The organism is Celeribacter arenosi, from assembly GCF_039539485.1.
Taxonomy (GTDB): Bacteria; Pseudomonadota; Alphaproteobacteria; order Rhodobacterales; family Rhodobacteraceae; genus Celeribacter; species Celeribacter arenosi.
The window spans coordinates 134778-161044 of the sequence record NZ_BAABDF010000001.1 but is presented as its reverse complement, the minus strand read 5'-3'; the positions used below and the strand labels follow the sequence as shown (position 1 = coordinate 161044).

The following is a 26267-nucleotide window of genomic DNA, read 5'->3' as shown; positions in this document are numbered from 1 at the left end:
GGTGCCCTTGGGGCAACCACCCCCCATATCCACTCAAAGCGCGGCGGTGAAGCAACACCGTCCCGCCAACGCGCGCCGCTCACACGCCACGACGCTGGATTTTTTCAAATCTGTTAGTTAACGTCCCCACAAAGCAATAAAATCCTTTCGAGGCAGAGGAGATCGACAGTGGGAACTGGGACATCACGCGCCATTCGTGCCATGATGCTCATGACAATAGTCACGAGCGTATCAGCATGTGGGTTGCTCCCCCGCACCGGCCCGAACAAAGGCGAAATTTTCGCAGGCTCCGTCATGGAAGAGGGCGACGCATTTGTTGTCACCGTTTCTGACCGCGTCGCACGGGCCGCTACATACAATGAGTCATTCGGGTTCTCGAAGGACTTTCTCAATGCAGCAACCATCGGCTCGGACACAATCGCCGCCGGTGACACGCTGTCTCTGACCATCTGGGAGAACGTCGATGACGGTCTTCTCGCCGGTCAGGGCGCAAACGCCACGGCATTGACCAACGTTCAGGTTGATGGCTCCGGCTACATCTTCGTGCCCTACGCAGGTCGCATCCTCGCGGCTGGCAACAGCCCCGAAGCGATCCGCCGCATCATCACCGAAAAACTCGACGCACAGACCCCCGACCCGCAGGTGATGGTCACCCGCGCGGCAGGCAATGGTGCGACAGTGACCGTGGCCGGAAAAATCAGCGGCCAAGGCATCTACCCGATCGAACGCCCGACACGCACGCTCACAGCGATGCTTGCCAAAGCCGGCGGTCCTTCGGTTGAACCCGAAACCGCACAGGTCAAAGTGATCCGCGGCCACCACACCGGCCGCATCTGGTTCGAGGACCTGTTCCGCAACGCCAGCTACGACATCGCGCTGCGCAATGGCGATCGCGTCCTTGTAGAGGCCGACCCGCGCAACTTCACCGCGCTCGGCGCGACAGGCGCACAGACCATTGTGCCGTTCCAGACCCGCGACCTGTCCGCCCTCGAAGCCCTCGCCCGCGTCGGCGGCCTGCGTGGCAACGCATCCGATCCCACGGGCATCTTCGTCCTGCGCGACGAAAGACAATCCATCGCCCGCGAAGTGCTCGGACGTCCCGATCTGGAAGGGTCACAGCGCATGATCTACGTGCTCAACCTGACCGAACCCAATGGCCTGTTCCTCGCGCGCGATTTCCAGATCCGCGACGAAGACACCGTTTACGTGACCGAGGCTCCGTTCACCCAGTGGACCAAAGTTCTGGGCGCCGTCACAGGCACCGCGGCCTCTGCGGCACAGATCAGCAACCTCTCCTCAAACTGAGGTTGATGAAAATTACCACCGGTTCCAACGCCGCCCCCGCCCTTGTGCCGGGGCGGCGTTTTCTTGACGCCCCACTCCTGCTCGCCCTGCACGCAGGCGACGGCGGCTCCGATGACCAAGACCTGCTCGACCATCTCGCAAATGAACCACTGGACAACAGCGCCTCCCTCACGCGGGCGCGAAATGTCATCGACTGGCTCGATAAGTTGGATTTGTGCACGTTTTACGGCCACGAGAGCGAATTTTCCCTCCCTCCTGCGCCATATGTGCTGGTTCTCGATCAATCCGCACGCGCCACAGGCGGCCCAACGCTCGATGATATGCGCGAAATGCTGGTCTTTGCCCGCACCGATAATATCAACGCGCATGTGGTTATCCTCGGCGCGACGGATGGCTTTTTCACCACTGACGACGCGGGGGCGACCGTGACCCTCTTGGCCCCGCACGTGAACCCGTGGCACCTGTTTCGCGGCGCCACCGCCGTCTATTGCCACAGCACCGGCGCAGGGTTCGACGCCCTCCTCGCAGGCCACCGCCCGCGCGTTTTCGGCCAGCCGTGGTATGGCGGCTGGGGCCTCACAGACGACCAATCCCCCGACCCCACCCGCAGCCGCCGATTGACCCGCGCGCAAATCACCCTCGCCGCTCTCATCGACCACGCCGACTGGCACGACGCCTCCGGAAATCCCGCACCGATCGAGGACGTCCTCGCCGCGACAGAGGCACAACTGCGCGCCGCACGCGCGGACGCAAACGGCTATGTGGCAACCAATATCCTGCCGTGGAAACGCCGCTTCATGCGCCAGTATTTCGGCGCCACCCACATCACCTTCACAGATGACCCAGATGTCGTCGCCAAAGAGATCGCCGCGGGCCGCACGCCCCTCCATTGGGGAAACACCGACGCCGACGTCACGCGCATCGAAGACGGGTTCCTGCGCTCCAAAGGCCTCGGCGCGGCCCTGGTGCGCCCCCTCTCTTTGGTCAGCGACGATCTCGGCCTCTATTTCGACCCCACACGCCCCTCGCGCCTCGAAAACCTCATCGAAACCCGCGCGCAACTGCCCGATTATGCACGCGCACGCATCGACACCCTGCTGGCGCGCATCCAACAGGCGCATCTGAGCAAATATAACGTCGGAACCGCCCACCCCGACCTCCCCGTGGGCCATCGCATCCTCGTCGCAGGTCAGGTCGATGACGACGCCTCGATCCGCTTTGGCGCAGGCGAGATCAACACCAACCGCGCCCTTCTACAGGCCGCACGCGCCGCCAACCCGCAGTCCGTGATCGTCTACAAACCCCATCCGGATGTAGAGGCGGGCCTGCGCCGTGGGAAAATCCCCGATGCCGAAACGCTCGCCGATGTGGTCGCAACCAACGCCGATCCAATCGCTCTGATCGAGGCCTGCGATGAAGTCTGGTCCATGACGTCGCTCATCGGGTTCGAGGCCCTGTTGCGCCGCAAACCCGTCACCTGCACAGGCGCGCCCTTCTATGCGGGCTGGGGCCTCACGCGCGACATCGGAAACGTCCCCGCGCGACGCGGCAGATCGGTTGATATCGCCGCACTCGCCTATGCCACACTGATCGATTATCCGCGCTATTTTCACCCCGAAACCGGCGCGCCACTGTCACCGGAACAGGCCGTCACATGGTTGGAATCCGCGCGCGCAGGCCGCTCAAAACCGGCCCAACGCGCCCTCGCGATAATCCGCCAACTCCGCGCGCGATTTCTTGGGCTCTCGGACTAAACCTCTGACGACCATAGGGAAAGCGTGTCCTCACCGAGGACTTCGACGCCCTCCAACCGATACCTCTGGGCCTGCGACAATCGATCTAGACCCAAAGCCCCGATCCCCGGCATACCCTCCGCACCAATCGCGAAACCCGCCGAAAACACGGCCACCTGATCGGCGACCCCATGGTGCAAAACCGACGCGGCCAAGGTCCCACCGCCCTCACAAAACACCCGCGTCAGACCCGCCTCGCCGAGCGCTGCGAGCGTCGCAGACAGATCAACCTGACCCGTCGTGACCGGCACCTCGAACAGACGCGCCCCCAGATCCCGCCAAACCGCGCGCACATCCTGCGGCGCATCCGGCCCATGCACGAGCCACAAAGGCACATCGCGCGCCGACCGCGCCAGTTTCCCGTCGGTTGAAATATCGAGCCTACGGGACAAAACCACACGCACCGGCTGATGATCGACGCCGAGATCGCGCACCGTCAACATCGGGTCATCCGCCCGCGCCGTCCCCGCGCCGATCATCACCGCATCATGATGCGCGCGCATCGCATGAACACGCGCCCGCGCGCGCGGACCGGTGATCCACTGGCTCTCCCCCGTCGCCGTCGCAATCCGTCCGTCCCACGACAGCGCGAGTTTGAGCGTCACGGCAGGACGCCCCTTGGTCACGCGGGACAAAAATCCGACCTGCGCCGCACGGGCTTCATCTGCGCAGACGTCTGTGACCACCTCGATCCCCGCCGCCTCAAGCATGGCAATGCCCTGCCCGTTCACCCGCGGATCGGGATCCCCGAGCGCCACAAAAACACGCCCCACGCCCGCCGCGATCAGGGCCTGCGCACAGGGCGGCGTTTTGCCGGTATGGGAACAGGGTTCCAACGTGACATAGACATCGCCACCGCGCGCCAAAGCACCCGCCTGCGTTAATGCCATGGTCTCTGCATGGGGGCGACCACCGGGCTGCGTCCACCCGCGCCCGACCACACGGCCACGCGCGACGATAACACAACCGACAGCCGGATTAGGCCACGTCCGCCCAAGCCCCCGCGCGCCCAGCCGCAGCGCATGGCGCATATGGGCCGTGTCGGACATCGGGCTTACTCTTCGGGCGCGTCGGGGCGCAACTCACTGACAAATTTGTCAAAATCGTCGGCAGCCTGGAAGTTTTTGTATACAGAGGCAAAGCGTACATAGGCCACGGTATCGATCCGCGACAGGCTTTCCATGACGATCTCGCCAATGGTTTTCGATGGGATATCCGTCTCGCCCATGCTTTCCAGACGCCGCACAATGCCCGAAATCATCTGGTCGAGACGCTCCGGTTCGATGGGTCGTTTCTGGGCCGCGATGCGGATGGAGCGTTCGAGTTTGTCACGGTCGAAATCTTCACGGCGGCCGTTGGTTTTGACCACCACGAGATCACGCAACTGGACCCGCTCATAGGTCGTGAACCGCCCGCCACAGGCCGAACAGAACCGCCGGCGACGGATCGCCACATGATCTTCGGCAGGACGCGAGTCCTTTACCTGCGTATCGACATTCCCGCAAAACGGACAGCGCATCAGTGACCCCCATAAAAGACTTCGCCACGGTCCATAGGGTCTCAGCCCTACTCATCCACAGGCACTATAGGCGCTCACCTTGATTTTGGGTAGTCTCTTCTTTTGCCTACTACGTTTAGCGCAAAATCCGCGCAGGGGCGCGCCAAAGGGGAGGTCTTCGCCGGATTTCCCCCCGTGATTTCAACGTCAAACACGCTAGCTGTATCCCATATCAACGCAGCGTCCATTTCCGGGCGCATTTCAACACTAGAGGGAGAAATCCATGTCTGTCGCACGCGTCACCGAAATTTCCGCCATTTCCAAAAAGAGCTTTGACGATGCAGTCGAAGTTGGCGTTGAACGCGCCGCCCAAACCCTGCGCAATGTTTCCTCCGCATGGGTGAAAGAACAGCGCGTCATCGTCGAAAACGGCAAAGTTGCCGCCTATCAAGTGAACCTGATGGTGACCTTCGTTCTCGAGGGCTGATCTCAGGCGATCATCGCCACCACCCGCCGAACATGCGGGCGCAGGCGATGTTCGAATAGGTAAAGTCCCTGCCATGTTCCCAATGCCATTCGCCCCGATATTATCGGAATCGTGAGAGTGGTCGGGAGCATGGCTGCCTTGATATGGGCTGGCATATCGTCCGGACCCTCATAGGTATGGGTCAAATAGCCCATCGACGGATCGCTCGTTGGCGGCACCAACCGGTGGAAATAGGCCTGCAAATCGCTCTGCACCTCGGGATCGGCGTTTTCCTGAATGAGCAGCGATGCGGACGTGTGTTGCACCATCAGCGTGAGAACCGCCTCCGACGGCCCCTCGCCTGCGACCCAATTGGCCACTCGATCCGTAAACTCATACAGACCCGGCCCATGCGTCGCGATCTCGAAAAAACTATGGCTCATGAACACGGCCCCATTGTGAGCGGCGCATTGGTGTCAGAGCGGCAATACCCCGCCTCCTGCATCGCGATCCGCAAAATATCGAAGTTATAAATCCCCTCCGCGGTGCACGCGCGCCGCGCCACGACGCTCTCGCCCCGCGTGACCTGCAAACCACCGGACGCGGTTTCGTCGAACTTGTCGTAGTTCCAGAAGAGCCCATAGGCGAAATTGCCATTCGACACGGTGACCTGATCCCAAATCGACCGGCCGATCCCGTTCCATGGCACCATCTCGATCTCGTCAAACCCGCGCGTCAATTCGATCTCGGGCGCGCTCGCGGCGCCGAAACGGTAGGTCACATTCTGATCAGAAGGTGTCAGGCACAATTCAATCGTCTTGGCCCCGTCGAGGCACTGGAAAATCACTTCCTGATTGAGGGCACAGACGGCATGGGCCGGCGAGGCGAGGATAACAAACGGGAGGATTGCAAAGCGGAGCATGCACCATTCCTGTCACGCCAAAGAACGCGCGACAAGATGCCCGTGACGCCTATTCGGCGACGCAGGTCACGGCCGGACCGCTCACTTGGGCGCTAAGGGATGCCGATTGAACCGTTGCGTCTTCGACAGGGGCGATGAACACCTGCTCGAGCGTTTCAAGACACCGCGACAGCTCACTCGCTGGCACAACAATCACCACAGGCTCCACGCCTGCGTGCTCTTGCGACACGGGCACATAAGACATGGGCACATAGGGTGACGCCAAGGCGGAACCCGCCGCAACAAAGGCTGCCAACAATGCGATCTTTTTATGTGCCATAACATCACTCTCCATCGGGTGGCTTCGGGGGTTTAACGCACACACCCCCGCGGGAGTTTCACCTACCGCGCAAATTGTGGTTAATTTCGACAGAACAGTGATTTATTGACGGCACCGAAACGGCACCGAGACACCAACCCCAGTGCATTCCAAACCCAGTGCATTCCAAACCGGATTAACGATGAAATTTTTACCCACAATCCTCTCGCCACCGCCCTCCTCACCAGCTGTGTGACCACACCCGCCGTGTCCCCTGAGGTCCGCCGCGCCACCCTGAGCGCGCAAATCGCAACCTATCAGAGCGATCCCGCCGTCGTGGCCTTTCTCACCGAAGAGGCCATGCGCGCCGGCGTCAAATCCATCCGCCCCGTTCCCGCAGGCGGCGTGCCGGTTCTGGGTAAGAAAATTCAAACGAGATACGGCATGGCGACGAATAACGGGATGGTCTACGTGAATGCCGAAAACGACATCGGCCGGTCGGTTGCCAACATCGCCCATGAAATCGCACACGTCGGCAATTTCGAACGGGTCTGCGGCGGCCACACGAGCCGCTGGCTCGCCGCCTACCACGCCATTGCCCTGCGTTACATGGCGCGTTTTCCCGGCGCGACATGGGCGGGCAAACGCCCCGTCGACGAGGTCATGCGCAACAAGTCGCGCTACGGGATCGGCGACACTTGTCCCTGATCCGGCCCCTGATCCGCCACCTGACCTGAGGCCAGTTCAGCCGAAAATCCCCTCGCCCATCTGGTCGATGAAAATCTGCGCCTTGTGAACGCTCGCCGCGCTGGCCTCGTCCTCGCTGGCCAAGGTATCGGCCCGCACCATCGTGTGACTGCGCATCTCGCCGCCCACTTCTTTCTCGATGCGCGCGCCAATGCGATACCCGCCCTCGGCACGCTTTGGCTCGGGGTAGATCAGAAACCCTTTGTGCTCCTGCGGCTCGACCTTCGACTTCGCCCCTTTGTCAGACGCGCCACCAAAGAGTTTCGACAATAGTCCCATCGGATGCCTCCTACGAATTGCGTTTGGCCCCGGCAAAATCGGCTACATGAGACGAGCACCAAAAATGAAGCCGCTAAAAATAAAACTAGTTTAGTCTTCACGGCTCGTGAACCACAACCTTCTCGGATCCACGCCCAAAGTTGACCACCCAGGATCTGGCCCGTTCTTTTAATGCCGCATCCGCATTTAGGAAGAAATAAGTTCTAACGTTGGAATAGCGGACTCTTATTGCGAAATCGCAATCCAATGCCTCTTGCCAGTGACCGATCTCGGCTTCGTGTCCGCCTTTGAACCGACTGTTATGATGGTAGATGATTGCTGGCCGATCGGTTGCCAACACCCGCGCTTCCGAGACAGGAATGGATTTCCACTGCTTTTTCGCACCAAAGCGGAATTTTCTGTCCGAGCGCAGGCCATTATCTGGATCGGCAAAAACAATATCACATGAACTTAGATCGTCGCTCACCGTGCGAAACCAGTTCCGTCGCCACTCTTGGCGCTTTAAGGATGAAACCTCGGTGGTTTCCAAAATCTGGTTGGAAAACGTCGCATCTGGAAACAATCGGGACCTCTCTACCATAGCGAGAGATCGTTCGTTCCTTTTCACCATCTCTCCAAGTACATCGAAGACTTGAGGTGACCGATCGCGCCATGTCTCTGGTGCATCAAGGTATGCGACATGTTTACCGTCGGCGTTGTGGTTTTCATCGGGATAACGATACCAAGCGACCCCCAAACTCCTTTCCTCTGACACGCTCTGCAGCATAGAGAATTTGGCAAAATCACCGATGTCACCCACATATCTGTCTTGCATGTCGCCCCACAAAACGAAAAACGCCCCCCTTTCGGGAGGCGCTCTAAAACTTACTGGTCGAGGAAGCTGCGCAGCTTCCGGCTTCGGCTCGGGTGCTTCAACTTTCGCAGCGCCTTCGCTTCGATCTGGCGAATACGTTCGCGCGTCACCGAGAACTGCTGACCCACTTCTTCGAGCGTGTGGTCGGTGTTCATCCCGATGCCAAACCGCATCCGCAGCACGCGCTCTTCACGCGGCGTGAGAGAGGCAAGAACCCGCGTCGTGGTCTCTTTGAGGTTCTCCTGAATGGCGGCATCGAGCGGCAGAACCGCGTTCTTGTCCTCGATGAAATCGCCAAGCTGGCTGTCTTCCTCGTCGCCAATCGGCGTCTCGAGCGAAATCGGCTCCTTGGCGATCTTCATCACCTTGCGAACCTTTTCCAAAGGCATCTGCAGCTTTTCTGCCAATTCCTCCGGCGTCGGTTCGCGACCGATCTCGTGCAACATCTGACGACCGGTGCGCACCAGTTTGTTGATCGTTTCGATCATATGGACCGGAATACGGATCGTGCGGGCCTGATCGGCGATCGAACGGGTGATCGCCTGACGGATCCACCACGTCGCATAGGTCGAGAACTTATACCCGCGACGGTATTCGAACTTATCGACCGCTTTCATCAGGCCGATGTTACCTTCCTGAATAAGATCAAGGAATTGCAAGCCGCGGTTCGTGTATTTCTTCGCGATCGAGATCACCAGACGCAGGTTGGCCTCGACCATTTCCTTCTTCGCCTGACGGGCCTCTTTTTCGCCCTTTTGAACCTGCTGCACGATGCGGCGGAATTCGGTGATATCCACACCGACATACTGCCCGACCATCGCCATCTCGGAGCGCAGTTCTTCGACCTGACCAGTGAAGCGTTCGAGGAACATCTGCCACCCGCGACCGGGCTTCTCGGCCACGCGATCCATCCATGTCGGATCGAGTTCGGCACCCCGGTATTCGTCGACGAATTCCTTGCGGTTGATGCGCGCCTGATCGGCGAGCTTCACCATCGAACTGTCGATCACCATGATCCGTTTGTTGATGCCATAAAGCTGGTCGATCAACGCCTCGATACGGTTGTTGTGCAGGTGGAGCGAATTCACCAGCAACACGATCTCGGAGCGCAGCTTTTGGTACTCCGCCTCATTGGAGGCCGAGAAGGAATCATCCTCGTTGAGCGTCGCGCTCATCCGCTGATCCTGCATCTCGGAGAGCTGTGCAAAGTCTTCGGAAATCTGCGCAAGGGTTTCCAGAACCATCGGCTTGAGAGCGGCTTCCATCGCGGCGAGCGACATATTGGCCTGTTCGTCGTCATCATCGTCATCGTCGTCTTCACGCGAAATCGGATTGCCGTCGGCGTCCAGCTCCTGCTTTTCCTCGGTCTTCTCGTCGGATTCGCCCTCGCTCGTCGCGATCCCCTCAACCACGGACCCCTCTTCGTCGCCATCGACGCCGGTGCCGAACGTGGCCTCCAGATCGATCACGTCACGCAGAAGAATGTCTTCAGTCAAAAGCTCGTCATGCCAGATCGTGATCGCCTGGAATGTCAGAGGGCTTTCACACAGACCCGCGATCATCGTGTTGCGACCGGCCTCGATCCGTTTCGCAATCGCGATCTCGCCTTCGCGCGACAGCAACTCCACAGACCCCATTTCGCGCAGATACATCCGCACAGGGTCGTCGGTCCGGTCGAGCTTTTCGGTCTCGGAGGCCGCTACCGCCACATCGCGCGACGAATTGGCCTCGACCAACGCACCGCCCTTGGATTTGGCGTCGTCGTCGTCCTCGACCTCGTCGTCCTCGATCACGTTGATGCCCATCTCGGAGAGCATCGACATCACGTCTTCGATTTGCTCGGAAGATACCTGATCCTGCGGCAACACTTTGTTCAACTGGTCGTATGTGATGTAGCCGCGCTCACGCGCCTCCGCGATCATCTTTTTGACCGCAGTTTGGCTCACATCCAGCATCACCTCGGAGTCTTGTTCCTCGGTTTGGGCGTCGTCGTTGTCTTTGGCAGCCATAGGTTCGGCTCTCCCTTTAACGGTTGGGGCACCAGTGCCGCCTGCACCCGAATCAGGGCAGCGGAACGAATCTCGGCGAATCATGTCACGCGAATCGACGATTCGCTACCTGATACCCTTATTTCCTGTCGTCATCACGCACCAGAGCGTTGCCAAGATGCCTCATGCCGCGAACGCATCATTGACGCTTGTCTGGATGTATTTCGTTAAGAAGCTTTTGCCACCGGTCACGTTCCGACCGGTTGATCTCCAACCCGTTGTCGGCGATGTCGGTTTCAATCGTCTCTTCAGTTTCTGCCTTGATGGCGCGGTTCCGGCTCGCCGCGACCTCGCCCAACCGCCATGTCACGGCCTCGTCCTCGGCGGCCAGCATATCCTCGATGGCCTCGTCCAAAGTCGTCTTCGCACCATAGAGCGCGCGCAGTTTCGTCAATTCTTCGTCCAGACACGCCGCCGCGGTCACAGGATCGGGCCGGCGTACCGGTGGTGCAATCTGCACATGGGGTCGCGCCATCAGCAGATCAAGGATCTCGCGCCCCAATGCCGCCACGACACTCTCGCGCAATTCCTGCGACACCGCCGCCCCCTCATAACGCAGGATGACCGAGAGCAGACGTGCATGATCGGGCGACACCATGTCGAGGCGCTCCAAACGGTCCAGAAACCGCTCGATCAGCGACGGGTTCATCAACAGCGTCGCCAATACAACCGCCTCGCGCATCACCTGCGCCGTGCGATCATCCCCCGCCGCGAGGGCCGATGCCTTTGTGCCCGCCGTGGGCACAACCGGCGCACCTGCACGCGGGTTCCATTTGCCCTTCGTGGGCCGGGGCGCACGGGCGGGACGGAACAGGTTCCACCGCAATTCCTTGAGCGCATCGTCATAATGACGCCGGATTATCTGATCCTCGATCAACCGCGTGCTTTTCGCCAAAGCGGTCTCGAGCGCTGCACGCCGCTCGGGGCTGTCAAACGTCTTGCCCTCGGTCTCGCGTCGCCACAACAGCGCGACCATCGGCAATGCGCCGTCCAGAACGCCCTGCATCGCCTCGCGCCCCTTGGACTTGATCAAATCATCGGGGTCGGTCTTGTCGGGCAACAGGGCAAAGCGCAACGCATGCCCTGATTTCAACAACGGCAGGGACAAATCGATCACCTTATAGGCCGCGCGCAGTCCCGCCGTATCCCCGTCGAGCGCGATCACGGGCTCGGGCGACAACCGCCACATCATCGCCAACTGCCCCTCGGTCACGGCGGTGCCGAGCGGCGCAACCGTCGCCTCGAACCCCGCCTCAGACAGCGCGATCACATCCATATAGCCTTCGGCCACGATCAGGGTCTGCCCCTGCCCCGCTGCCGCGCGCGCCGGCCCGATGTTGTAAAGCGCCGCACTTTTGTCAAACAGCGTCGTCGCCGGACCGTTGAGGTATTTGGCCCGCGCATTGGGATCCATCGCCCGCCCGCCAAACGAAATCAAACGCCCGCGCGCATCGCGGATCGGGAACATGATCCGGTCGCGAAAGAAATCATACATATCGCGCCCGTCGTCGGGTTTGCCGAGCAACCCCGCGCGCTGCATCAGCACAGGGTCCATGCCCTGCGCTTTTAGATGCTGCATCAACGCATTGCCGTTCGGCGCAAACCCGATCTCGAACCTATCGCGCGTCTCGGGCTTCATCCCGCGTTTATCGAGATAGGCGCGCGCATCCGCGCCAATCCCCTGCTGCAAGGACAGGCGGAAAAACCGCAGCGCCGCTTCGTTGATCTCGACCAATTGCTGGGACAGATCGGCCTTTTCCTTGGCACGCGGATCGCGGGCAGGCATCGTCATCCCCGCCTCGCGTGCGAGGATTTCGACCGCCTCGATAAAGGAGACATTCTCGGTCTCCTGCACGAAATTGATCGCATCGCCCTTGGCGTGGCAGCCAAAGCAATAATAGTAGCCTTCGCGGTCCACGACGTGGAAAGAGGCGCTTTTTTCCTGATGGAACGGGCATGGTGCCCACATGTCGCCCTTGCCCGCGTTCGACTTGCGCGTGTCCCACACGACCTTGCGTGCGACCACATCGGCCAACGACAGGCGGGTGCGCAATTCGTCGAGAAATCCGGGGGGCAATGACATAGCCGCGATTATCTCCCGTCAGCCAAGCGGAGTCGAGAGATTCGCGCAGAGCTCAATCAATCCGGCCCGCGCCCGAAATCCGCGCCGCCAGAACATCGGCCAAGGCCTTGGCCTGTGACGCGGAGGTCGCCCCGCCGACCCCGATCACACGCCCCATTCGCCACCACAGGCCCGGCGCCCACACCCGACCCTGGCGCGTTTTCACCCGAATGAGGAACCCGTTCGAGGGCTTGAAGGCAAAGGTGCCCCGCTCGACCTTTTCGATATCGGCCAGCGCGCAGATCACCCGCCCGCCGCTTTCGCGCAATTCGTCCTCGTCGAGCACCAGCCCCTGCGACGTCGCCTGCCACATGGCCCAGGCGAAATACCCTGCCCCCGCACCAACCACGATCATGAACACCCTATAGCCGAGCGCCATTTCACCCGACCGCAACCCCAGCGTCAGAACGATCAAAGCGAGAAGAACCAAGGTCACCACCGCAAAACTGCGGCGCGCGGGAGAGGGGTCGACGGTCAAAACGGTCATAGGCGCTCTTTCTGGCAAATCTGCCCCTACCTAACGCGCCGCGCGCGCGGAAGGAAGGCGCAAGGAAGCGCGTCTCGCGTTGCGCCCTGCACGCGCGCCCTTTATGGTCTGCGCGGATGCGGGCCTGCCCGCCATCCACCCCTCTTGGTCCCTCGTGAGTTGCCCGCGCATGTCCCGCACACCCCTTCGCCTCCTGCTCCTCGCTCCGCTCGCGCTGGCCGCCTGCGATGGTGGCCCCGATCTGAGCAGCCGCGTGACACCCCTGCCCGCGAATGCACAGTGGCCCGAACTGATGCCCGCCGACGACCTCGGGCTCACCGAAACCACCCAATCCGACGTGGATCGCGGGACCGCCGAGGCCGACGAACTCGCCGCACGCGCCGCCGCCCTCAGAGCGCGCGCCCGCGACTTGGCCAACACCCCCATCTGACCCAGATGCCAGAGCGGTTGCGCGACCCGCACAACCCGTCTATCACCACCGCCAGATTTCCTTTGTCCCCCGCTGAATTCCGGAGCGCCCCATGGCCAAGACTCTCGACCCCAAAGCCCCCCTTCGTCTCGGCATTGCGGGTCTGGGCACCGTCGGCGTGGGCGTCATCAAGATCGTCCAGCAAAAAGCCGAACTGCTGTCAAAACGCACCGGCCACCCGATCGTCATCACCGCCGTGAGCGCACGCACCCGCGACAAAGACCGCGGCGTCGATATCTCCGGCTACGCATGGGAAGACGACCCCGTCTCTCTCGCCCTGCGCAAGGATGTGGATGTCTTCGTCGAACTGATGGGCGGCGCGGATGGTCCCGCAAAGGCGGCAACCGAGGCCGCGCTCTCGGCTGGCAAAGACGTGGTGACCGCCAACAAAGCCATGCTCGCCCTGCACGGTCAGGACCTCGCCATTCAGGCCGAGGACAATGGCGCCGTGCTGCGCTATGAGGCGGCGGTCGCAGGCGGCATTCCGGTCATCAAATCCCTCACCGAGGGCCTCGCAGGCAACCGCATCACCCGCATCATCGGCGTGATGAACGGCACCTGTAACTACATCCTCACGCGGATGGAAAACGAAGGCCTGCCCTACGACGAAGTCTTCGCCGCCGCCGATGCGCTCGGCTACCTCGAAGCCGACCCGACACTCGACGTGGGCGGCATCGACGCGGGCCACAAACTCGCGCTGCTGGCCTCAATCGGCTTTGGCACGCAGGTCGCTTTTTCGGACATGGTCCTCGAAGGCATTGAACGCATTACCATTTCCGACATCCGCCACGCCGCCGACATGGGCTACCGCATCAAATTGCTGGGCGTCGCCCAGATGACCGGTCGCGGCCTCGAACAGCGCATGACACCCTGCCTCGTGCCCGACAACAGCCCCCTCGGCCAACTCGAAAACGCCACCAATATGGTGGTGATCGAAGGCGACGCGGTCGGCCAGATCGTGCTGCGCGGCGCAGGCGCGGGCGAAGGCCCCACCGCCTCCGCAGTGCTCTCGGATGTAATCGACATTGCGCGCGGCACGCGTCTGGCCACCTTCGGCCAACCGGCGCGCGAACTGGTAAAGGCGAAATCCGCCGTCGCCGCGACCCCTGCGCCCTATTACCTGCGCATGTCTCTGGTCGACAAACCCGGCGCGCTGGCGAAAATCGCAGCCGCGCTTGGCAATGCGGGCGTCTCCATCGACCGCATGCGCCAATACGGCCAACTCGAAAACCCGGACGTCGCGCCAGTTCTCATCGTCACCGACGCCACATCGCGCCACGCGCTCGATCACGCTCTTGAGGAAATGGACGCCACAGGCGTGCTCGCCGAGGCGCCCGTCGCGATCCGCATCGAAGCCGTCTGACCCCTAGGCCACCTGACCCCTAGGCCACCGACATCACCGAGACCGATTGATAATACAGATCGGCCGGTGTTTCGGTCTCCATAAACGCGATGTCACCGGCGTCGCGCCCCACCGCGATGACCGCCATATGATCGGGCCGCGCCATCCCCGTCGGGTCCACCAGATGCCACCCGCCGGATAGCCAAACCTGCGCTACCGCATGGAAATCCTGCGGATCCACGCCCAATCCGTAGACCGACACACAACGCGCCGGAATCCCGACCGCACGCGCGAAAGCACACATCAATTGCGCATAGTCACGACACACACCTTGGCGCGACGCGAAACTGTCAATCGCACTGGTGGTCGCATTCGAACTCCCCGGCAAATACTCCATCTCCGCCTCGATCCAGTCGCGCATGGCCGCGATCTTCGCGCCCCCCGACAGATGCCCGAACCGGCGCTCGACAAAGCCTAGAAAGCTGTGGGACTCGATCAACCGCGACGGGCGCAGGAACGACAAAACATCCCCCGGCAACTCCTGACGCGGATCCGCGGCAAGCGTGTCGAGCGCGCTCACCTCGCGCGTCACATCAACGGTGGCCTGATAGCGCAACACCATCCGCGGGCTGGTCACATCGGCCCAGATCCGCGTGCCCAGACCCCCCTCGCCTGCCACACGGGTCACCGTGCAATAGTCGATGGCAATGGTGTCGGAAATCACGTCCTGCCCGTCCGTGCGCGCCACCTCTATGGCGAGATTGACCAACGGATCCACCCCAAGCGCGTAATCCATCGCTACATCGATCTGTATCTGCATCCCGAAACTTTCCCACCAAAACCGCATCCATAGGCGCGCGCATTCCACCCGCACCCCACTCACCAAGCATCGAAACCGCCAATGGTTCCGCACCCTCATCCGCACCAAAAGCGATTCCGCCCCCCGAACCACATTTCCGGGCAGCGTAAATCACGAATTATACTGTTAGCGTAACAAGTTAGCGTAAACATGATGACTGTTAGCGCGCACATCAGACGCCCCGCTTGTGAGCGCCTCCTCCCCCCGCTACCAGAGTGGCAACGAATTGAACAGGGACGCGCCGATGAACCGCCAGATCACATTTTTCGACCGCCTTTTGTCATTGGGTCTCGCGCGCGTGACCGAAGCTGCCGCCATGGCCTCGGCAGATTTCGTCGGCCACGGTGACGAAAAAGCCGCCGATCAGGCCGCCGTCAACGCGATGCGCGATCAACTCAACCTCCTCGACATCCACGGCCGCGTGGTCATCGGCGAAGGCGAACGCGACGAAGCCCCGATGCTCTACATCGGCGAAGAGGTCGGCACCGGCAACGGCCCCGCCGTCGACATCGCGCTCGACCCGCTCGAAGGCACCACATTGACCGCCAAGGACATGCCCAACGCGCTCACCGTGATCGCCATGGCCCCGCGCGGCACGCTCCTGCACGCGCCCGACGTCTATATGGACAAACTCGCCATCGGCCCGGGCTATAAAAAGAACGTCGTCACCCTCGAGATGTCCCCCACCGAACGCGTCCACGCACTGGCCAAGGCCAAAGGCGTCGACCCCCATGACATCACGCTCTGCGTCCTCGAACGCCCCCGCCATGAGGAAATGATCGCCGAGCTGCGCGCCACAGGGGCCGCCATCCGCCTGATCACCGACGGCGATGTGGCCGGTGTGATCCACTGCGCCGAACCCACCACCGGCATCGACATGTATATGGGCTCGGGCGGCGCCCCCGAAGGCGTGCTCGCCGCCTCCGCTCTTAAATGCATGGGCGGGCAAATGTGGGGCCAGTTGACGTTTCGCAACGATGACGAACGCGCCCGCGCCGACAAGGCCGGCATCCGCGACCTCAATCGCATCTACGCGCGCGACGATATGGTGACCTCGGATGTGATCTTTGCGGCCACCGGCGTCACCGACGGCTCCATCGTCTCCGGCATCAAACGCGAACCCGGCTGGCTGACCACCGAAACCATCCTGATGCGCTCCAAAACCGGCTCCATGCGCCGCATGACCTACCGCAACCCCGCCGAGCCCCACCACAAAAAGTAACGCAACCCGCCCCAGAGAGGTAAGCCAATGGACCACACTGCCTTGATCCTGATCGACATCCAGAAAGGGTTCGACGACCCGGCATGGGGCGCACGCAACAATCCCGGTGCAGAGGCCGCCGCTGGCCGCCTTCTCGCCCATTTCCGCAGCAACCACCTGCCCGTCTACCACGTCCACCACGTCTCGGACGCCAAAGGCAGCCCGCTCTCGGGCGCGGGCGTCGCCTTCAAAACCGTGGTCGCCCCGAAAGCGCGCGAAACCGTCATCGAAAAGCACGCCCACTCCGCCTTTGACGGCACGGATCTCGCCCAACGCCTCGCCCTGCGCAATGTGCGCGATCTGGTGATCTGCGGCCTACCCACCGGCGCCTGCGTGAGCGCAACCGCGCGCGACGCCAGCGCCCTCGGCCTGAACGTCACCGTGGTGCCGGAGGCCTGCGCGGCCTTCACCGGCGCGGGCGAGGCCGGATGGGAAACCCCCGACCGTCCCACGCCACAGGCCGTCCACGACGCCGCCATCGCCAGCCTGCAAAGCGGCATCGCCACGGCGCGCACTCTGGGCGAAATCCTCGCGCGCTAACCCCGCCGCGAGGCTTTACATTCCCCGCCCGCTCGGTGACCCTCTGGCCAAACCGGAGACACCATGCACGCCCTCATCCTCATCGACATCCAGACCGGCTTTGACGCCCCCGTCTGGGGCACGCGCAATAACCCGCAGGCCGAAGACCGCGCGGGCGACCTGCTCGCCCATGCACGTGCCCGTGCCTGCGCCAAAGACTGGGCCATTTTCCACATCCGCCATATCTCCACGACGCCCGGATCGCCCCTCTCGGGCGCTGGCACCACCTTCAAACCACAGGTCACCCCCCGCGACGGCGAAGCGGTGATCGACAAATCCGTCAACTCCGCCTTCATCGGCACCGACCTCGAAACCCGCCTGCGCGAGCGCGCTATCACCGATCTGGTGATCTGCGGCCTGACAACGCCCCATTGCGTCTCCACCACCACCCGCATGGCCGCCAACCTCGGCTTTTGTGTCACGCTGGCCCATGACGCCTGCGCCGCCTTCACGAGCAACGCCGACACCACATGGGCCGACCTGCCGCCCCTCGATGCGACCACAATCCACAACACCGCGCTCTCCCACCTGCACGGCGAATTTGCATCCGTGCGCGCAGTGGCCGATATAACCGCCCATGAGTGATTTCCTGAACGTCTCCGCCTCGCTGACAGGCCGCCGCTGGGTCGGCCCGAGCGAGGACATGATCCGCGCCGCCGATGCGCTCGCCCAACAAACCGGCTTTCCCAAAGCGCTCTGCGACCTGCTCGCACGGCGCGGCGTCAGCGCGGAAGAGGCCGAGAGCTTTCTCGCCCCGACCCTCAAAGACCTCCTGCCCGACCCGCAGAGCCTCATAGACATGGGCACGGCGGCCAACCGTTTCCTCACCGCGCTCATAAAACGCCAAAAGATCGCCGTCTTCGCCGATTACGACGTCGATGGCGGCTCCTCTGCGGCGCTCCTGCTGACATGGCTGCGCGAGGCGGGCCATACCGCCACCCTCTATGTTCCCGACCGCATCGACGAAGGCTACGGGCCCAACGATGACGCCATGGCGATGCTGGCGCGCGACCACGACCTGATCGTCTGCGTTGACTGCGGCACCCTCTCGCACGGGCCCATCGCGGCCGCCAAAGGCGCCGATGTCATCGTGCTCGACCACCACTTGGGCGGGGAAACCCTGCCCGACTGCGTGGCCGTGGTGAACCCCAACCGTCAGGACGAAACCGGCGATCTCGCCCACCTATGCGCCGCCGCCGTGGTGTTCCTGATGCTCGTCGAGGTGAACCGACAGATGCGGGAATCCGGCACGCGCGGCCCCGACCTCATGGCGATGCTCGATCTCGTAGCACTCGCCACCGTGGCCGATGTCGCCCCCCTCATCGGCGTCAACCGCGCGCTGGTGCGCCAAGGCCTGCGCGTCATGGCGGGGCGTCATCGCACGGGCCTGCGCGCGCTGGCCGACGTCGCCCGCATGGACAATGCCCCGACCTCCTATGCACTCGGTTTCGTCCTCGGCCCGCGCATCAACGCAGGCGGGCGCATCGGACAGGCCGACCTCGGCGCGCGCCTTCTGTCCACCGACAACGAACACGAAGCCCGCGCCATGGCCGAACGCCTCGACGCGCTGAACTCTGAACGCCGCGACGTCGAAAACGCCGTGCGCGAAGCCGCCATCGCACAGGCCGAAGAGCGCGGCCTCGACGGCCCGCTCGTGTGGGCCGCAGGCGAAGGCTGGCACCCCGGCGTGGTCGGCATCGTCGCCTCACGGCTCAAGGAATCAACCAACCGCCCCGCCATCGTCATCGGCCTAGAGGGCGACGAAGGCAAAGGATCAGGGCGCTCGGTGACCGGTGTCGACCTCGGCGCATCGATCCAGCGCCTCGCAGCCGAAGGGTTGCTCGTCAAAGGCGGCGGACACAAAATGGCCGCGGGCCTCACGGTGCGGCGCGACCAACTCGAACCCGCCATGGCGCGCCTGTCGGAACTGCTCGCCCGCCAAGGCGCGGGAACCGCAGGCCCCGCCGACCTCAAACTCGATTCGATGCTGATGCCCGGCGCCGCCGATCCCGATCTGATTGAACGGATCGAGGCCGCAGGCCCCTTTGGCGCCGCCGCCCCCGCGCCCCGCTTTGCCTTCCCCGACTGCGCCATCCACTTCGCGCGCCGCGTCGGCGAAAACCATCTCAAGGTGACATTTTCCGACGGCCACGGCCCGCGCCTCGATGCCATCTGCTTTGGCGCCTTCGATAGCCCCATCGGTCCGGCCCTTGAAAAACACGCCGGTGCGCGATTCCATCTCGCGGGTCGTCTGGAGATCAATACTTGGGGCGGAAAGCGTAGCGCGCAGGTGCGTTTGGAGGATGCCGCAGAGTCATGAAAAAAATCTGCATTTTTTGTAAAAGAACCTCTTGCGCCCGCCGCCGCCATTCCATAGAAACCGCCTCACGTTAAGCGCGGCCCGTTCGTCTATCGGTTAGGACGCCAGGTTTTCAACCTGGAAAGAGGGGTTCAATTCCCCTACGGGCTGCCACTTTCCCCACCTCGAATACAACGATCCCACCACAGGGACCACACCACGGGTCCCCGCGCCGGTCGTTTGCGTCGTTGGCACCTTTGATAGTCACGCGGGGGCGCAATACACCCCCGCGCCGCCCTCATCCCTACAGAGCGTGCACCACCGCAAGGTCATGCGATTCTTGCGCAGCACCCAGCGGATTGCGCAACGGCAATCCAAAATCGGGCGCGTCGATTTCGAACACATCCCCCGCCTGCGCCGCGATTCCATCCGCAAAGCTCAGCGTCGCCGTGCCAAAGAAATGCACATGCAAATCACCCGGACGGCGGAACAGCGGATATTTGAAATGATGGTGCTCCAGATTGGCGATCGTATGGGACATGTTCGCCTCGCCCGACAGGAACGGCTTTTCCCAAATCACCGCGCCATCGCGCAGGATCCGGCTGGTGCCGCGCACATCGCTGGGCAATTCCCCCACCAACAACTCCGGCCCGAAACTCGCAGGGCGCAGTTTCGAATGCGCCAGCAACAGGTAATTCGACCGCTCCGTCACGTGATCGGAAAACTCGTTGGCCAAAACAAATCCGACCCGCATAGGCATGCCATCCGGCGCGATCACATAGACCCCCGCCACCTCCGGCTCCTCGCCGCCATCGAGCGCGAAGGACGGCGACACCAACGGCTGCCCCGCGGCCACCGCATGATCACCGCTGCCTTTGTAAAACCACTCCGGCTGCGCGCCGACCGCACCGGCCTCGGGGCGACCGCCCGCGACACCATCGCGAAACATCCGCATCGAATCCGTGACCGCCTCATCGCCCTCACCGGCATGCATCGCCGCCCGCGTCGAGGCCGACCCCAGATGGGTCAACCCCGTCCCCGTGAGATAACAATGCGCCGGATCGGGATGGGAAATGGGCAACATCATCCGCCCCTCCGCGTAGGCCGCTTCCAGATCGACCGCCGCGCCAAAGCCGTGATCGAACACCGTCTGCGACAGGCTGCGCCCCGATGCGATGGCCTCATGCACGAGATCCATCGTCGATACCGCATCGCGCACCACATAGGCCTCCGGCCCCTCGCGCGCCACGATCAGGGTGCTTGCGTCATGGTTTCTGACTTGTGAAATGAACACCTGCGTCACCCCTGCTTCTGTTTGTTGTAAACGTCAAAGACCACCGCCGCGAGCAGCACCAACCCCTTGATCATCTGCTGGAAATCGATCCCGATCCCCATGATCGACATCCCGTTGTTGAGCACGCCCATCAGGAACGCCCCGACAACCGCGCCGACAATCGTGCCGACCCCGCCCGACATCGACGCCCCGCCAATGAACACCGCCGCAATCACATCCAGCTCGAGCGCGAACCCCGCCTTCGGCGTCGCCGTGTTCAACCGCGCCGCAAAGACCAACCCCGCCGCCGCCGCCAAAACACCCATGTTCACAAAGGCCAGAAAGCTCAGCCGTTCGGTTTTGATCCCCGACAGCTTGGCCGCCTTTTCATTGCCGCCCATCGCATAGACCCGCCGCCCGATCACCGTGTTCTCGGTGATGAACGCATAGATCACCGTCAGAATGCCCATCGTGACCAACACATTCGGGATCCCGCGAAACGTCGAGAGTTTGAACAGAATGAACAGGATCGCGATGGCGACAATGCCCGTGCGCAGGATGAAAAACGCGCGCGGCTCGTCGACGATGCCATAGGCCCGATTGGCCGCCCGCCGCTTTAACCCCAACCGCACCACCGCGCCCGCGCCGAGCACACCGGCCACCAGGGCCAGCACATTCACCTGACGCGCACCCACCAGTTCGGCCAGCGCCACGCCCCAGCTCTGCGGGAAGATATCGGGCACAAACCCGTTCGCGATGACCTGAAAACTCTGCGGGAACGGGCCGACCGATTGCCCTTCGAGCAACCACAAAGACAGCCCGCGAAACACCAACATCCCCGCCAGCGTCACGATAAAGGGCGGAATGCGCCAATAGGCGACCCAATAACCCTGCGCGCCCCCGATGATGCCCCCCGCCACCAGACAGATCACGATCGCGACCAGTACCGGCAGATCCATATTCACGATCAACACCGCCGCCAAAGCACCGATAAAGCCCATGACGGACCCAACAGACAGGTCGATATGACCGCCCACAATCACGATCAACATGCCCAGCGCCATGATGACGATATAGGAGTTCTGCAACATCAGGTTGGTGATATTGACCGGCTTCAACAGCGTGCCATTGGTCACCACCTGAAAGAATCCCATGATCACGATCAACGCGACCAACAACCCGTATTCGCGCATGTTCGCGGCGAGATATTCCTTGATCCCCTTGGTGGGGGCGGCACCCGTGGTGCCCTCGTCTGCAACTGCCATCAGGCTGTCTCCCGTTCGTTCACTATGAGCGACATGATCCGCTCTTGGCTCGCCTCGCGCGCGGAAAGTTCTCCCACCAACGCGCCCTCGTTCATCACGTAAATCCGGTCGCACATGCCCAAAAGCTCGGGCATCTCCGAGGATATCATCACCACCCCTTTGCCCTGTGCGGCGAGGTCATTGATGATCGTGTAGATTTCATATTTCGCGCCCACATCAATGCCGCGCGTCGGCTCGTCGAGGATCAGAACCTCCGGCTCGGTAAACAGCCACTTGGCCAAAACCACCTTCTGCTGGTTGCCCCCCGACAGGTTCACCACCTTCTGGAACACCGTCGGCGTGCGCGTGGCCAAAGCTTCGCGATACTTCTCCGCCGCGCGCGTCTCCTCGTTACGATTGAGAACCCCGCCCTTGGACACCGCGCCCAGATTGGCCAACGTGGTGTTGAACCGGATCGTCTCGTCAAGCACCAGCCCGAGCGTCTTGCGATCCTCCGTCACATAGGACAGCCCTGCCGCAATCGCGCGATCCACCGAACTCAGATCGACAGGCTGGCCATGCAACTTCACCGTGCCCGAAATATTGCGCCCGTAACTGCGCCCGAATATCGACATGGCCAGTTCCGTGCGCCCCGATCCCATCACACCGGCAATGCCCACAACCTCGCCCGCGCGCACCGTGAACGCGGCGTCGCGGATCACCTGACGCTCCCCGTGTTCGGGATGCCAGACGTTCCAGTTTTCCACTTCCATCAATAGCTTACCGGGCGTGCGCACATGATCGGGGAACCGGTGGGTCATATCGCGCCCCACCATATCGCGCACAATGTCATCCTCGCTCAGCCCCTTGGCCGACCCCGAAGACACCGTCATCCCGTCGCGAATAACCGTCACCGTATCGGCGACATATCGCACCTCGCCGAGCTTGTGGGAAATGATGATGCAGGTCACGCCTTGGCGCTGCAATTCCTTCATCAGGTCGAGAAGCTTGCGACTGTCATTCTCCTGCAACGCCGCCGTCGGCTCATCAAGGATCAACAACCGCACGTCCTTGGACAGCGCCTTGGCGATCTCCACCAACTGCTGCTTGCCCACACCGATGCTATCGACCTTGGTGGTGGGCGCCTCGCGCAGCCCGACCTTGCGCAGCAATTCCTCCGCCCGCCGGTTGGTCGCCCGCCAGTCAATCACCCCACGCCCCGCGCGCTCGTTCCCGAGGAATATGTTCTCCGCAATCGACAGGTCCGGCACCAACGCCAGCTCCTGATGGATAATCACAATCCCGCGCTCTTCGCTTTCGCTGAGCGAGCGGAACGACGCCACCTCCCCACCGTAATGGATTTCCCCGTCATAGCTGCCCGCCGGATAGACGCCGGAGAGCACTTTCATCAACGTCGACTTGCCCGCGCCATTCTCGCCGCAAATCGCGTGGATTTCGCCCTCCCGAACCGCCAAACTCACCCGGTCCAACGCCTTGACGCCGGGGAATTCCTTGGTGATTTCGCGCATTTCTAGAAGTGTGGTCATCTCGCGCCCTTTTCATCCCGGGGGTCTTCACTGCCCCCGTATTTCCCGCCCCGACGGAGGCAGGTCACCGGACCGGCATAGGGAACCGGTCCGGCAGGTATCCTAGGGAAGGGTACCGACTTACTTGATCTGGTCCATGGTGTAGTAACCCGACCCGATCAGGATCTCTTCCCAGTTGCTCAGGTCAACCGAGACCGGCTCGAGAAGATAGGACGGCACAACCTTGACGCCGTTGTCATAGGTCGAGGTATCGTTGATCTCGGGCTCTGTGCCTTTGAGCAACGCATCCACCATGCTCACGGTCACACCCGCCAGCGACCGCGTGTCTTTAAACACCGTCGAATACTGCTCGCCTGCCAACATGGATTTCACCGAGGGCACTTCCGCGTCCTGACCGGTCACAATCGGCATCTTCATATCGCCGGAGCCATAGCCCACCCCTTTGAGCGACGACAAAATCCCGATCGACAACCCGTCATAGGGCGACAGAACCCCGTGAACCTGCTGGTCGGTGTAATGGGCCGACAAAAGGTTATCCATGCGCGACTGTGCAACCGCACCGTCCCAGCGCAACGTGCCGACCGTATCCATGCCCATCTGGCCGGAGGCGACATTCACCGTGCCATCCGCGATCAGAGGATCGAGAACGGACATCGCCCCGTTGTAAAAGAAGTAGGCGTTGTTGTCGTCGGGCGAACCGCCGAACAATTCGACATTATAGGGCCCGTCGCCAAACCGCTCCTTCAGACCGGAGACCAGCGATGACGCCTGCTGCACACCGACTTTGAAGTTGTCGAAGGTCGCATAGTAATCCACATCACCGCTGTCACGGATCAGACGGTCATAGGCGATCACCTTGATCCCCGACGCCGCCGCGTTGGACAGGGCGTTGGACAGGGTCGTGCCATCAATCGCGGCCACCACGAGCACATCAACACCCTTGGTGATCATGTTCTCGATCTGCGCGAGCTGGTTGGGAATGTCATCCTCTGCATATTGCAGATCGGTGTCATAGCCTGCGGCCTCGAACTGTTCGACCATCGAATTGCCGTCCGAAATCCAGCGCGCCGAAGACTTCGTCGGCATCGCGATTCCAATAGTCCCGTCGGCATATGCGGCAATCGCAAATGTCGAGGCGGCGGCGGCCAACGCCAACACCTTGGTGAATTTCATGGTGATTCCTCCCTGAATCTATGTGGTGAACCGGTGAATCGGACGCATATCGACACCCCCCGACCCGATCGGTATGGCGCGATTAATCCTTTCAATCACATATCTGTCAAATTATGTATTGATATAAACTGTTACCAATAAAGGTAAGTATTCGATGTCGGACCTCCTCGCTCGCGGGCTCAAAATGCCCCACCTGCGCCTTGCCGCCGCCCTGCACGCCGAAGAAAAACTGTCCGCCGCCGCAAACCGCCTCGCCATCACCCAACCCGCCGCCTCGCGCCTGGCCGCCGAAATCGAAGGCATCCTCGGCACCCCCCTCTACGCCCGCTCGGGCCGCGGCATCCAACTCACCGCCGAGGGCCGCCTGTTTGCCGAACGCGCCGCCCGCGTGCTGCGCGACATCGTCGATGTCGGACGCGACGTCAAAGACCTCACCGACGGCAGCGCCGGACATGTCGCCATGGGCGCCGTCACCGGACCGGCCATCGAATTCGTCCTCCCCCTGATCCGCGAAGCCCGCATCGCCCACCCCCGCGTGCAGGTCCGCGTCGAAGTCAGCCCCTCCGATGTGTTGTGCCAGATGCTGCTGGACGGACATCTCGACTTCGCCCTCGCCCGCCCGCCGCTCGGCGACGCCGCCGCCTCGTTTGCCTACCGCCCCGTCGATGTGGAACCCATGTCGCTGATCGCGCGCTCCGAACACCCGCTGTTTCGCGGCGCGCAATATCTCGACCGCTCCAAACTCGTCACCTACGACTGGGTCATGCCCCACCCCGGCTCGATCCTGCGCGTGTCGATGGAGGCCAAACTGCGCGCCCTCGGCCTCACCCTGCCCGCGCGCGTGCTCAACACATCGTCTTTCCTGCTCACCCTCGCCACGATCTCGCAAACCAACGCCATCGCCCCCATCGCCACCTCGGTCGCGCGCGCCTTCGAGAGCGGCAATGGCGTGCGCATCCTGCCCGTCGACTTTGAAACCAACGTCCCCGAATTCGGCATCATCACCCGCGCCCACGGCGACCTGAGCGCGGCCGCCACCGCCTTTCTCGCCATGGCCGAACGCGCCGTCGCCACCCGCCGCGCCGAATTGCCCCCCACCCCGACCTGAAGCCCCAACGAAAAGGGCGACCAAACGGCCACCCCTGCGCATTCATGCTGGTTCAGTTCAGACCCGTCGTGACCACGACGATCCGAGCCCACAAAACGCCCGAAGAAACCCAACGGGACATTGCGTCCCTCATGTCTGCAATGCGGGACTTTGCAGCCGTTGGCGCTGGGCAGGTTTCAAGTTAAACTTAGACAACATTGAAATGGGAGATCGCAGTGTCAGCGCAGCTTGGCCGCATCATAATCTACACCAAAAAAGTTGAGGAAGTTGCGGACTTTTACTGCAAGCATTTTGG

Annotated in this window: 26 protein-coding genes and 1 tRNA gene; 12 read left to right on the top strand and 15 right to left on the bottom strand. The window is 62.1% G+C overall.

The genetic code is table 11. The annotated features are described in order from the left end of the window. Positions 1-210 precede the first annotated feature (210 nt). Together ABD815_RS00840 and ABD815_RS00835 are read left to right on the top strand one after the other, a co-directional pair. Positions 211-1305, top strand: a complete 1095-nt coding sequence (locus ABD815_RS00840; protein WP_344842150.1) for a polysaccharide biosynthesis/export family protein — start codon at positions 211-213, stop codon at positions 1303-1305. A 5-nt stretch (positions 1306-1310) separates the two neighbouring features. Then, entirely contained in the window at positions 1311-3059 is a 1749-nt protein-coding gene (locus ABD815_RS00835) for a capsular polysaccharide biosynthesis protein (protein WP_344842148.1), read from the top strand. Here the strand turns inward: ABD815_RS00835 and ribD are convergent. Beyond that, positions 3056-4147 carry a bifunctional diaminohydroxyphosphoribosylaminopyrimidine deaminase/5-amino-6-(5-phosphoribosylamino)uracil reductase RibD gene (gene ribD / locus ABD815_RS00830; protein WP_344842145.1) on the bottom strand — a complete coding sequence of 364 codons (1092 nt, stop codon included), beginning with the start codon at positions 4145-4147 and terminating at the stop codon, positions 3056-3058. The two genes, ABD815_RS00835 and ribD, sit on opposite strands and share 4 nt — an antisense overlap. A gap of 5 nt (positions 4148-4152) precedes the next feature. Further along, positions 4153-4617 (bottom strand): transcriptional regulator NrdR, encoded by a 465-nt coding sequence (gene nrdR / locus ABD815_RS00825; protein WP_344842142.1) that lies wholly within the window; start codon positions 4615-4617, stop codon positions 4153-4155. Positions 4618-4879: 262 nt separating this feature from the next. Here nrdR and ABD815_RS00820 point away from each other — a divergent pair, with 262 nt between their 5' ends. Further along, the gene (locus ABD815_RS00820; protein ID WP_344842139.1) at positions 4880-5083 is read left to right on the top strand and encodes a dodecin family protein; all 204 of its coding nucleotides are present in this window, start codon (positions 4880-4882) and stop codon (positions 5081-5083) included. Between the two features lie 2 nt (positions 5084-5085). Here ABD815_RS00820 and ABD815_RS00815 read toward each other — a convergent pair whose 3' ends face one another. From ABD815_RS00815 to ABD815_RS00805, 3 genes are read right to left on the bottom strand one after another with little or no spacing between them, the layout of a single operon-like run. Further along, positions 5086-5505: a secondary thiamine-phosphate synthase enzyme YjbQ gene (locus ABD815_RS00815; protein WP_344842137.1), complete on the bottom strand. Its 420-nt coding sequence runs from the start codon at positions 5503-5505 to the stop codon at positions 5086-5088. Next, positions 5502-5984 carry a hypothetical protein gene (locus ABD815_RS00810; RefSeq protein ID WP_344842134.1) on the bottom strand — a complete coding sequence of 161 codons (483 nt, stop codon included), beginning with the start codon at positions 5982-5984 and terminating at the stop codon, positions 5502-5504. The genes ABD815_RS00815 and ABD815_RS00810 overlap by 4 nt, the downstream gene beginning before the upstream one ends. A 49-nt stretch (positions 5985-6033) precedes the next feature. Beyond that, the gene (locus ABD815_RS00805) at positions 6034-6303 is read right to left on the bottom strand and encodes a hypothetical protein (protein ID WP_344842131.1); all 270 of its coding nucleotides are present in this window, start codon (positions 6301-6303) and stop codon (positions 6034-6036) included. A 246-nt stretch (positions 6304-6549) separates the two neighbouring features. On the opposite strand from ABD815_RS00805, the gene ABD815_RS00800 reads away from it, so the two are divergent. Next, the gene (locus ABD815_RS00800) at positions 6550-6990 is read left to right on the top strand and encodes a hypothetical protein (protein WP_344842128.1); all 441 of its coding nucleotides are present in this window, start codon (positions 6550-6552) and stop codon (positions 6988-6990) included. A gap of 36 nt (positions 6991-7026) precedes the next feature. Here the strand turns inward: ABD815_RS00800 and ABD815_RS00795 are convergent, their stop codons facing one another. The 5 genes from ABD815_RS00795 to ABD815_RS00775 form a co-directional block, all read right to left on the bottom strand. Beyond that, complete coding sequence (locus ABD815_RS00795) at positions 7027-7308, bottom strand: HlyU family transcriptional regulator (protein WP_344842126.1); 282 nt, start codon at positions 7306-7308, stop codon at positions 7027-7029. 97 nt (positions 7309-7405) lie between these two features. Then, a complete protein-coding gene (locus ABD815_RS00790) occupies positions 7406-8107 on the bottom strand; it encodes a hypothetical protein (RefSeq protein WP_344842124.1) in 702 nt (233 codons plus the stop codon). A 65-nt stretch (positions 8108-8172) separates the two neighbouring features. Next, positions 8173-10170, bottom strand: coding sequence for an RNA polymerase sigma factor RpoD (rpoD, locus tag ABD815_RS00785; protein WP_344842122.1), 1998 nt, complete (start codon positions 10168-10170; stop codon positions 8173-8175). 178 nt (positions 10171-10348) lie between these two features. Further along, positions 10349-12292 carry a DNA primase gene (dnaG, locus tag ABD815_RS00780; protein WP_344842120.1) on the bottom strand — a complete coding sequence of 648 codons (1944 nt, stop codon included), beginning with the start codon at positions 12290-12292 and terminating at the stop codon, positions 10349-10351. Between the two features lie 52 nt (positions 12293-12344). Further along, a complete protein-coding gene (locus ABD815_RS00775; RefSeq protein WP_344842118.1) occupies positions 12345-12818 on the bottom strand; it encodes a hypothetical protein in 474 nt (157 codons plus the stop codon). A 169-nt stretch (positions 12819-12987) separates the two neighbouring features. Here ABD815_RS00775 and ABD815_RS00770 point away from each other — a divergent pair, with 169 nt between their 5' ends. Both ABD815_RS00770 and ABD815_RS00765 read left to right on the top strand, forming a co-directional pair. After that, entirely contained in the window at positions 12988-13248 is a 261-nt protein-coding gene (locus tag ABD815_RS00770; RefSeq protein ID WP_344842115.1) for a hypothetical protein, read from the top strand. Between the two features lie 91 nt (positions 13249-13339). Next, a complete protein-coding gene (locus tag ABD815_RS00765) occupies positions 13340-14650 on the top strand; it encodes a homoserine dehydrogenase (RefSeq protein WP_344842113.1) in 1311 nt (436 codons plus the stop codon). Between the two features lie 19 nt (positions 14651-14669). Here the strand turns inward: ABD815_RS00765 and ABD815_RS00760 are convergent, their stop codons facing one another. After that, positions 14670-15449: a transglutaminase-like domain-containing protein gene (locus ABD815_RS00760; RefSeq protein WP_344842110.1), complete on the bottom strand. Its 780-nt coding sequence runs from the start codon at positions 15447-15449 to the stop codon at positions 14670-14672. Positions 15450-15732: 283 nt separating this feature from the next. Here ABD815_RS00760 and glpX point away from each other — a divergent pair, with 283 nt between their 5' ends. From glpX to ABD815_RS00735, 5 genes are all read left to right on the top strand, one after another. Then, on the top strand, positions 15733-16710 hold the full coding sequence (glpX, locus tag ABD815_RS00755) for a class II fructose-bisphosphatase (RefSeq protein ID WP_344842107.1): 978 nt from the start codon (positions 15733-15735) through the stop codon (positions 16708-16710). Positions 16711-16737: 27 nt separating this feature from the next. Then, a complete protein-coding gene (locus ABD815_RS00750; protein ID WP_344842104.1) occupies positions 16738-17289 on the top strand; it encodes an isochorismatase family protein in 552 nt (183 codons plus the stop codon). A gap of 63 nt (positions 17290-17352) precedes the next feature. After that, the gene (locus ABD815_RS00745) at positions 17353-17913 is read left to right on the top strand and encodes a cysteine hydrolase family protein (RefSeq protein WP_344842101.1); all 561 of its coding nucleotides are present in this window, start codon (positions 17353-17355) and stop codon (positions 17911-17913) included. Continuing rightward, the gene (recJ, locus tag ABD815_RS00740; RefSeq protein ID WP_344842098.1) at positions 17906-19648 is read left to right on the top strand and encodes a single-stranded-DNA-specific exonuclease RecJ; all 1743 of its coding nucleotides are present in this window, start codon (positions 17906-17908) and stop codon (positions 19646-19648) included. Before ABD815_RS00745 ends, recJ begins: the two co-directional genes overlap by 8 nt. 78 nt (positions 19649-19726) lie before the next feature. After that, a tRNA-Glu gene (locus ABD815_RS00735) sits at positions 19727-19801 on the top strand. Positions 19802-19931: 130 nt separating this feature from the next. Here ABD815_RS00735 and araD1 read toward each other — a convergent pair. The 4 genes from araD1 to chvE form a co-directional block, all read right to left on the bottom strand. After that, positions 19932-20930: an AraD1 family protein gene (araD1, locus tag ABD815_RS00730; protein ID WP_344842095.1), complete on the bottom strand. Its 999-nt coding sequence runs from the start codon at positions 20928-20930 to the stop codon at positions 19932-19934. Further along, positions 20927-22165 carry a multiple monosaccharide ABC transporter permease gene (gene mmsB, locus ABD815_RS00725; RefSeq protein ID WP_344842093.1) on the bottom strand — a complete coding sequence of 413 codons (1239 nt, stop codon included), beginning with the start codon at positions 22163-22165 and terminating at the stop codon, positions 20927-20929. Before mmsB ends, araD1 begins: the two co-directional genes overlap by 4 nt. Then, positions 22165-23691: a multiple monosaccharide ABC transporter ATP-binding protein gene (gene mmsA, locus ABD815_RS00720; RefSeq protein WP_344842092.1), complete on the bottom strand. Its 1527-nt coding sequence runs from the start codon at positions 23689-23691 to the stop codon at positions 22165-22167. The genes mmsB and mmsA overlap by 1 nt, the downstream gene beginning before the upstream one ends. A 120-nt stretch (positions 23692-23811) precedes the next feature. Further along, the gene (gene chvE / locus ABD815_RS00715; protein WP_344842089.1) at positions 23812-24864 is read right to left on the bottom strand and encodes a multiple monosaccharide ABC transporter substrate-binding protein; all 1053 of its coding nucleotides are present in this window, start codon (positions 24862-24864) and stop codon (positions 23812-23814) included. 154 nt (positions 24865-25018) lie between these two features. Here chvE and ABD815_RS00710 point away from each other — a divergent pair, with 154 nt between their 5' ends. Then, positions 25019-25972 carry a LysR substrate-binding domain-containing protein gene (locus ABD815_RS00710; RefSeq protein ID WP_344842087.1) on the top strand — a complete coding sequence of 318 codons (954 nt, stop codon included), beginning with the start codon at positions 25019-25021 and terminating at the stop codon, positions 25970-25972. Positions 25973-26267: the final 295 nt, after the last annotated feature.

Excerpts from the sequence above, each read along its gene's own strand:
- ABD815_RS00840 (WP_344842150.1), top strand. The coding sequence starts at position 211 with ATGACAATAGTCACGAGCGTATCAGCATGTGGGTTGCTCCCCCGCACC.
- ABD815_RS00835 (WP_344842148.1), top strand. The coding sequence starts at position 1,311 with ATGAAAATTACCACCGGTTCCAACGCCGCCCCCGCCCTTGTGCCGGGG.
- ribD (WP_344842145.1), bottom strand. The coding sequence starts at position 4,147 with ATGTCCGACACGGCCCATATGCGCCATGCGCTGCGGCTGGGCGCGCGG.
- nrdR (WP_344842142.1), bottom strand. The coding sequence starts at position 4,617 with ATGCGCTGTCCGTTTTGCGGGAATGTCGATACGCAGGTAAAGGACTCG.
- ABD815_RS00820 (WP_344842139.1), top strand. The coding sequence starts at position 4,880 with ATGTCTGTCGCACGCGTCACCGAAATTTCCGCCATTTCCAAAAAGAGC.
- ABD815_RS00815 (WP_344842137.1), bottom strand. The coding sequence starts at position 5,505 with ATGAGCCATAGTTTTTTCGAGATCGCGACGCATGGGCCGGGTCTGTAT.
- ABD815_RS00810 (WP_344842134.1), bottom strand. The coding sequence starts at position 5,984 with ATGCTCCGCTTTGCAATCCTCCCGTTTGTTATCCTCGCCTCGCCGGCC.
- ABD815_RS00805 (WP_344842131.1), bottom strand. The coding sequence starts at position 6,303 with ATGGCACATAAAAAGATCGCATTGTTGGCAGCCTTTGTTGCGGCGGGT.
- ABD815_RS00795 (WP_344842126.1), bottom strand. The coding sequence starts at position 7,308 with ATGGGACTATTGTCGAAACTCTTTGGTGGCGCGTCTGACAAAGGGGCG.
- rpoD (WP_344842122.1), bottom strand. The coding sequence starts at position 10,170 with ATGGCTGCCAAAGACAACGACGACGCCCAAACCGAGGAACAAGACTCC.
- dnaG (WP_344842120.1), bottom strand. The coding sequence starts at position 12,292 with ATGTCATTGCCCCCCGGATTTCTCGACGAATTGCGCACCCGCCTGTCG.
- ABD815_RS00775 (WP_344842118.1), bottom strand. The coding sequence starts at position 12,818 with ATGACCGTTTTGACCGTCGACCCCTCTCCCGCGCGCCGCAGTTTTGCG.
- ABD815_RS00770 (WP_344842115.1), top strand. The coding sequence starts at position 12,988 with ATGTCCCGCACACCCCTTCGCCTCCTGCTCCTCGCTCCGCTCGCGCTG.
- ABD815_RS00765 (WP_344842113.1), top strand. The coding sequence starts at position 13,340 with ATGGCCAAGACTCTCGACCCCAAAGCCCCCCTTCGTCTCGGCATTGCG.
- ABD815_RS00760 (WP_344842110.1), bottom strand. The coding sequence starts at position 15,449 with ATGCAGATACAGATCGATGTAGCGATGGATTACGCGCTTGGGGTGGAT.
- glpX (WP_344842107.1), top strand. The coding sequence starts at position 15,733 with ATGAACCGCCAGATCACATTTTTCGACCGCCTTTTGTCATTGGGTCTC.
- ABD815_RS00750 (WP_344842104.1), top strand. The coding sequence starts at position 16,738 with ATGGACCACACTGCCTTGATCCTGATCGACATCCAGAAAGGGTTCGAC.
- ABD815_RS00745 (WP_344842101.1), top strand. The coding sequence starts at position 17,353 with ATGCACGCCCTCATCCTCATCGACATCCAGACCGGCTTTGACGCCCCC.
- recJ (WP_344842098.1), top strand. The coding sequence starts at position 17,906 with ATGAGTGATTTCCTGAACGTCTCCGCCTCGCTGACAGGCCGCCGCTGG.
- mmsB (WP_344842093.1), bottom strand. The coding sequence starts at position 22,165 with ATGGCAGTTGCAGACGAGGGCACCACGGGTGCCGCCCCCACCAAGGGG.
- mmsA (WP_344842092.1), bottom strand. The coding sequence starts at position 23,691 with ATGACCACACTTCTAGAAATGCGCGAAATCACCAAGGAATTCCCCGGC.
- chvE (WP_344842089.1), bottom strand. The coding sequence starts at position 24,864 with ATGAAATTCACCAAGGTGTTGGCGTTGGCCGCCGCCGCCTCGACATTT.
- ABD815_RS00710 (WP_344842087.1), top strand. The coding sequence starts at position 25,019 with ATGTCGGACCTCCTCGCTCGCGGGCTCAAAATGCCCCACCTGCGCCTT.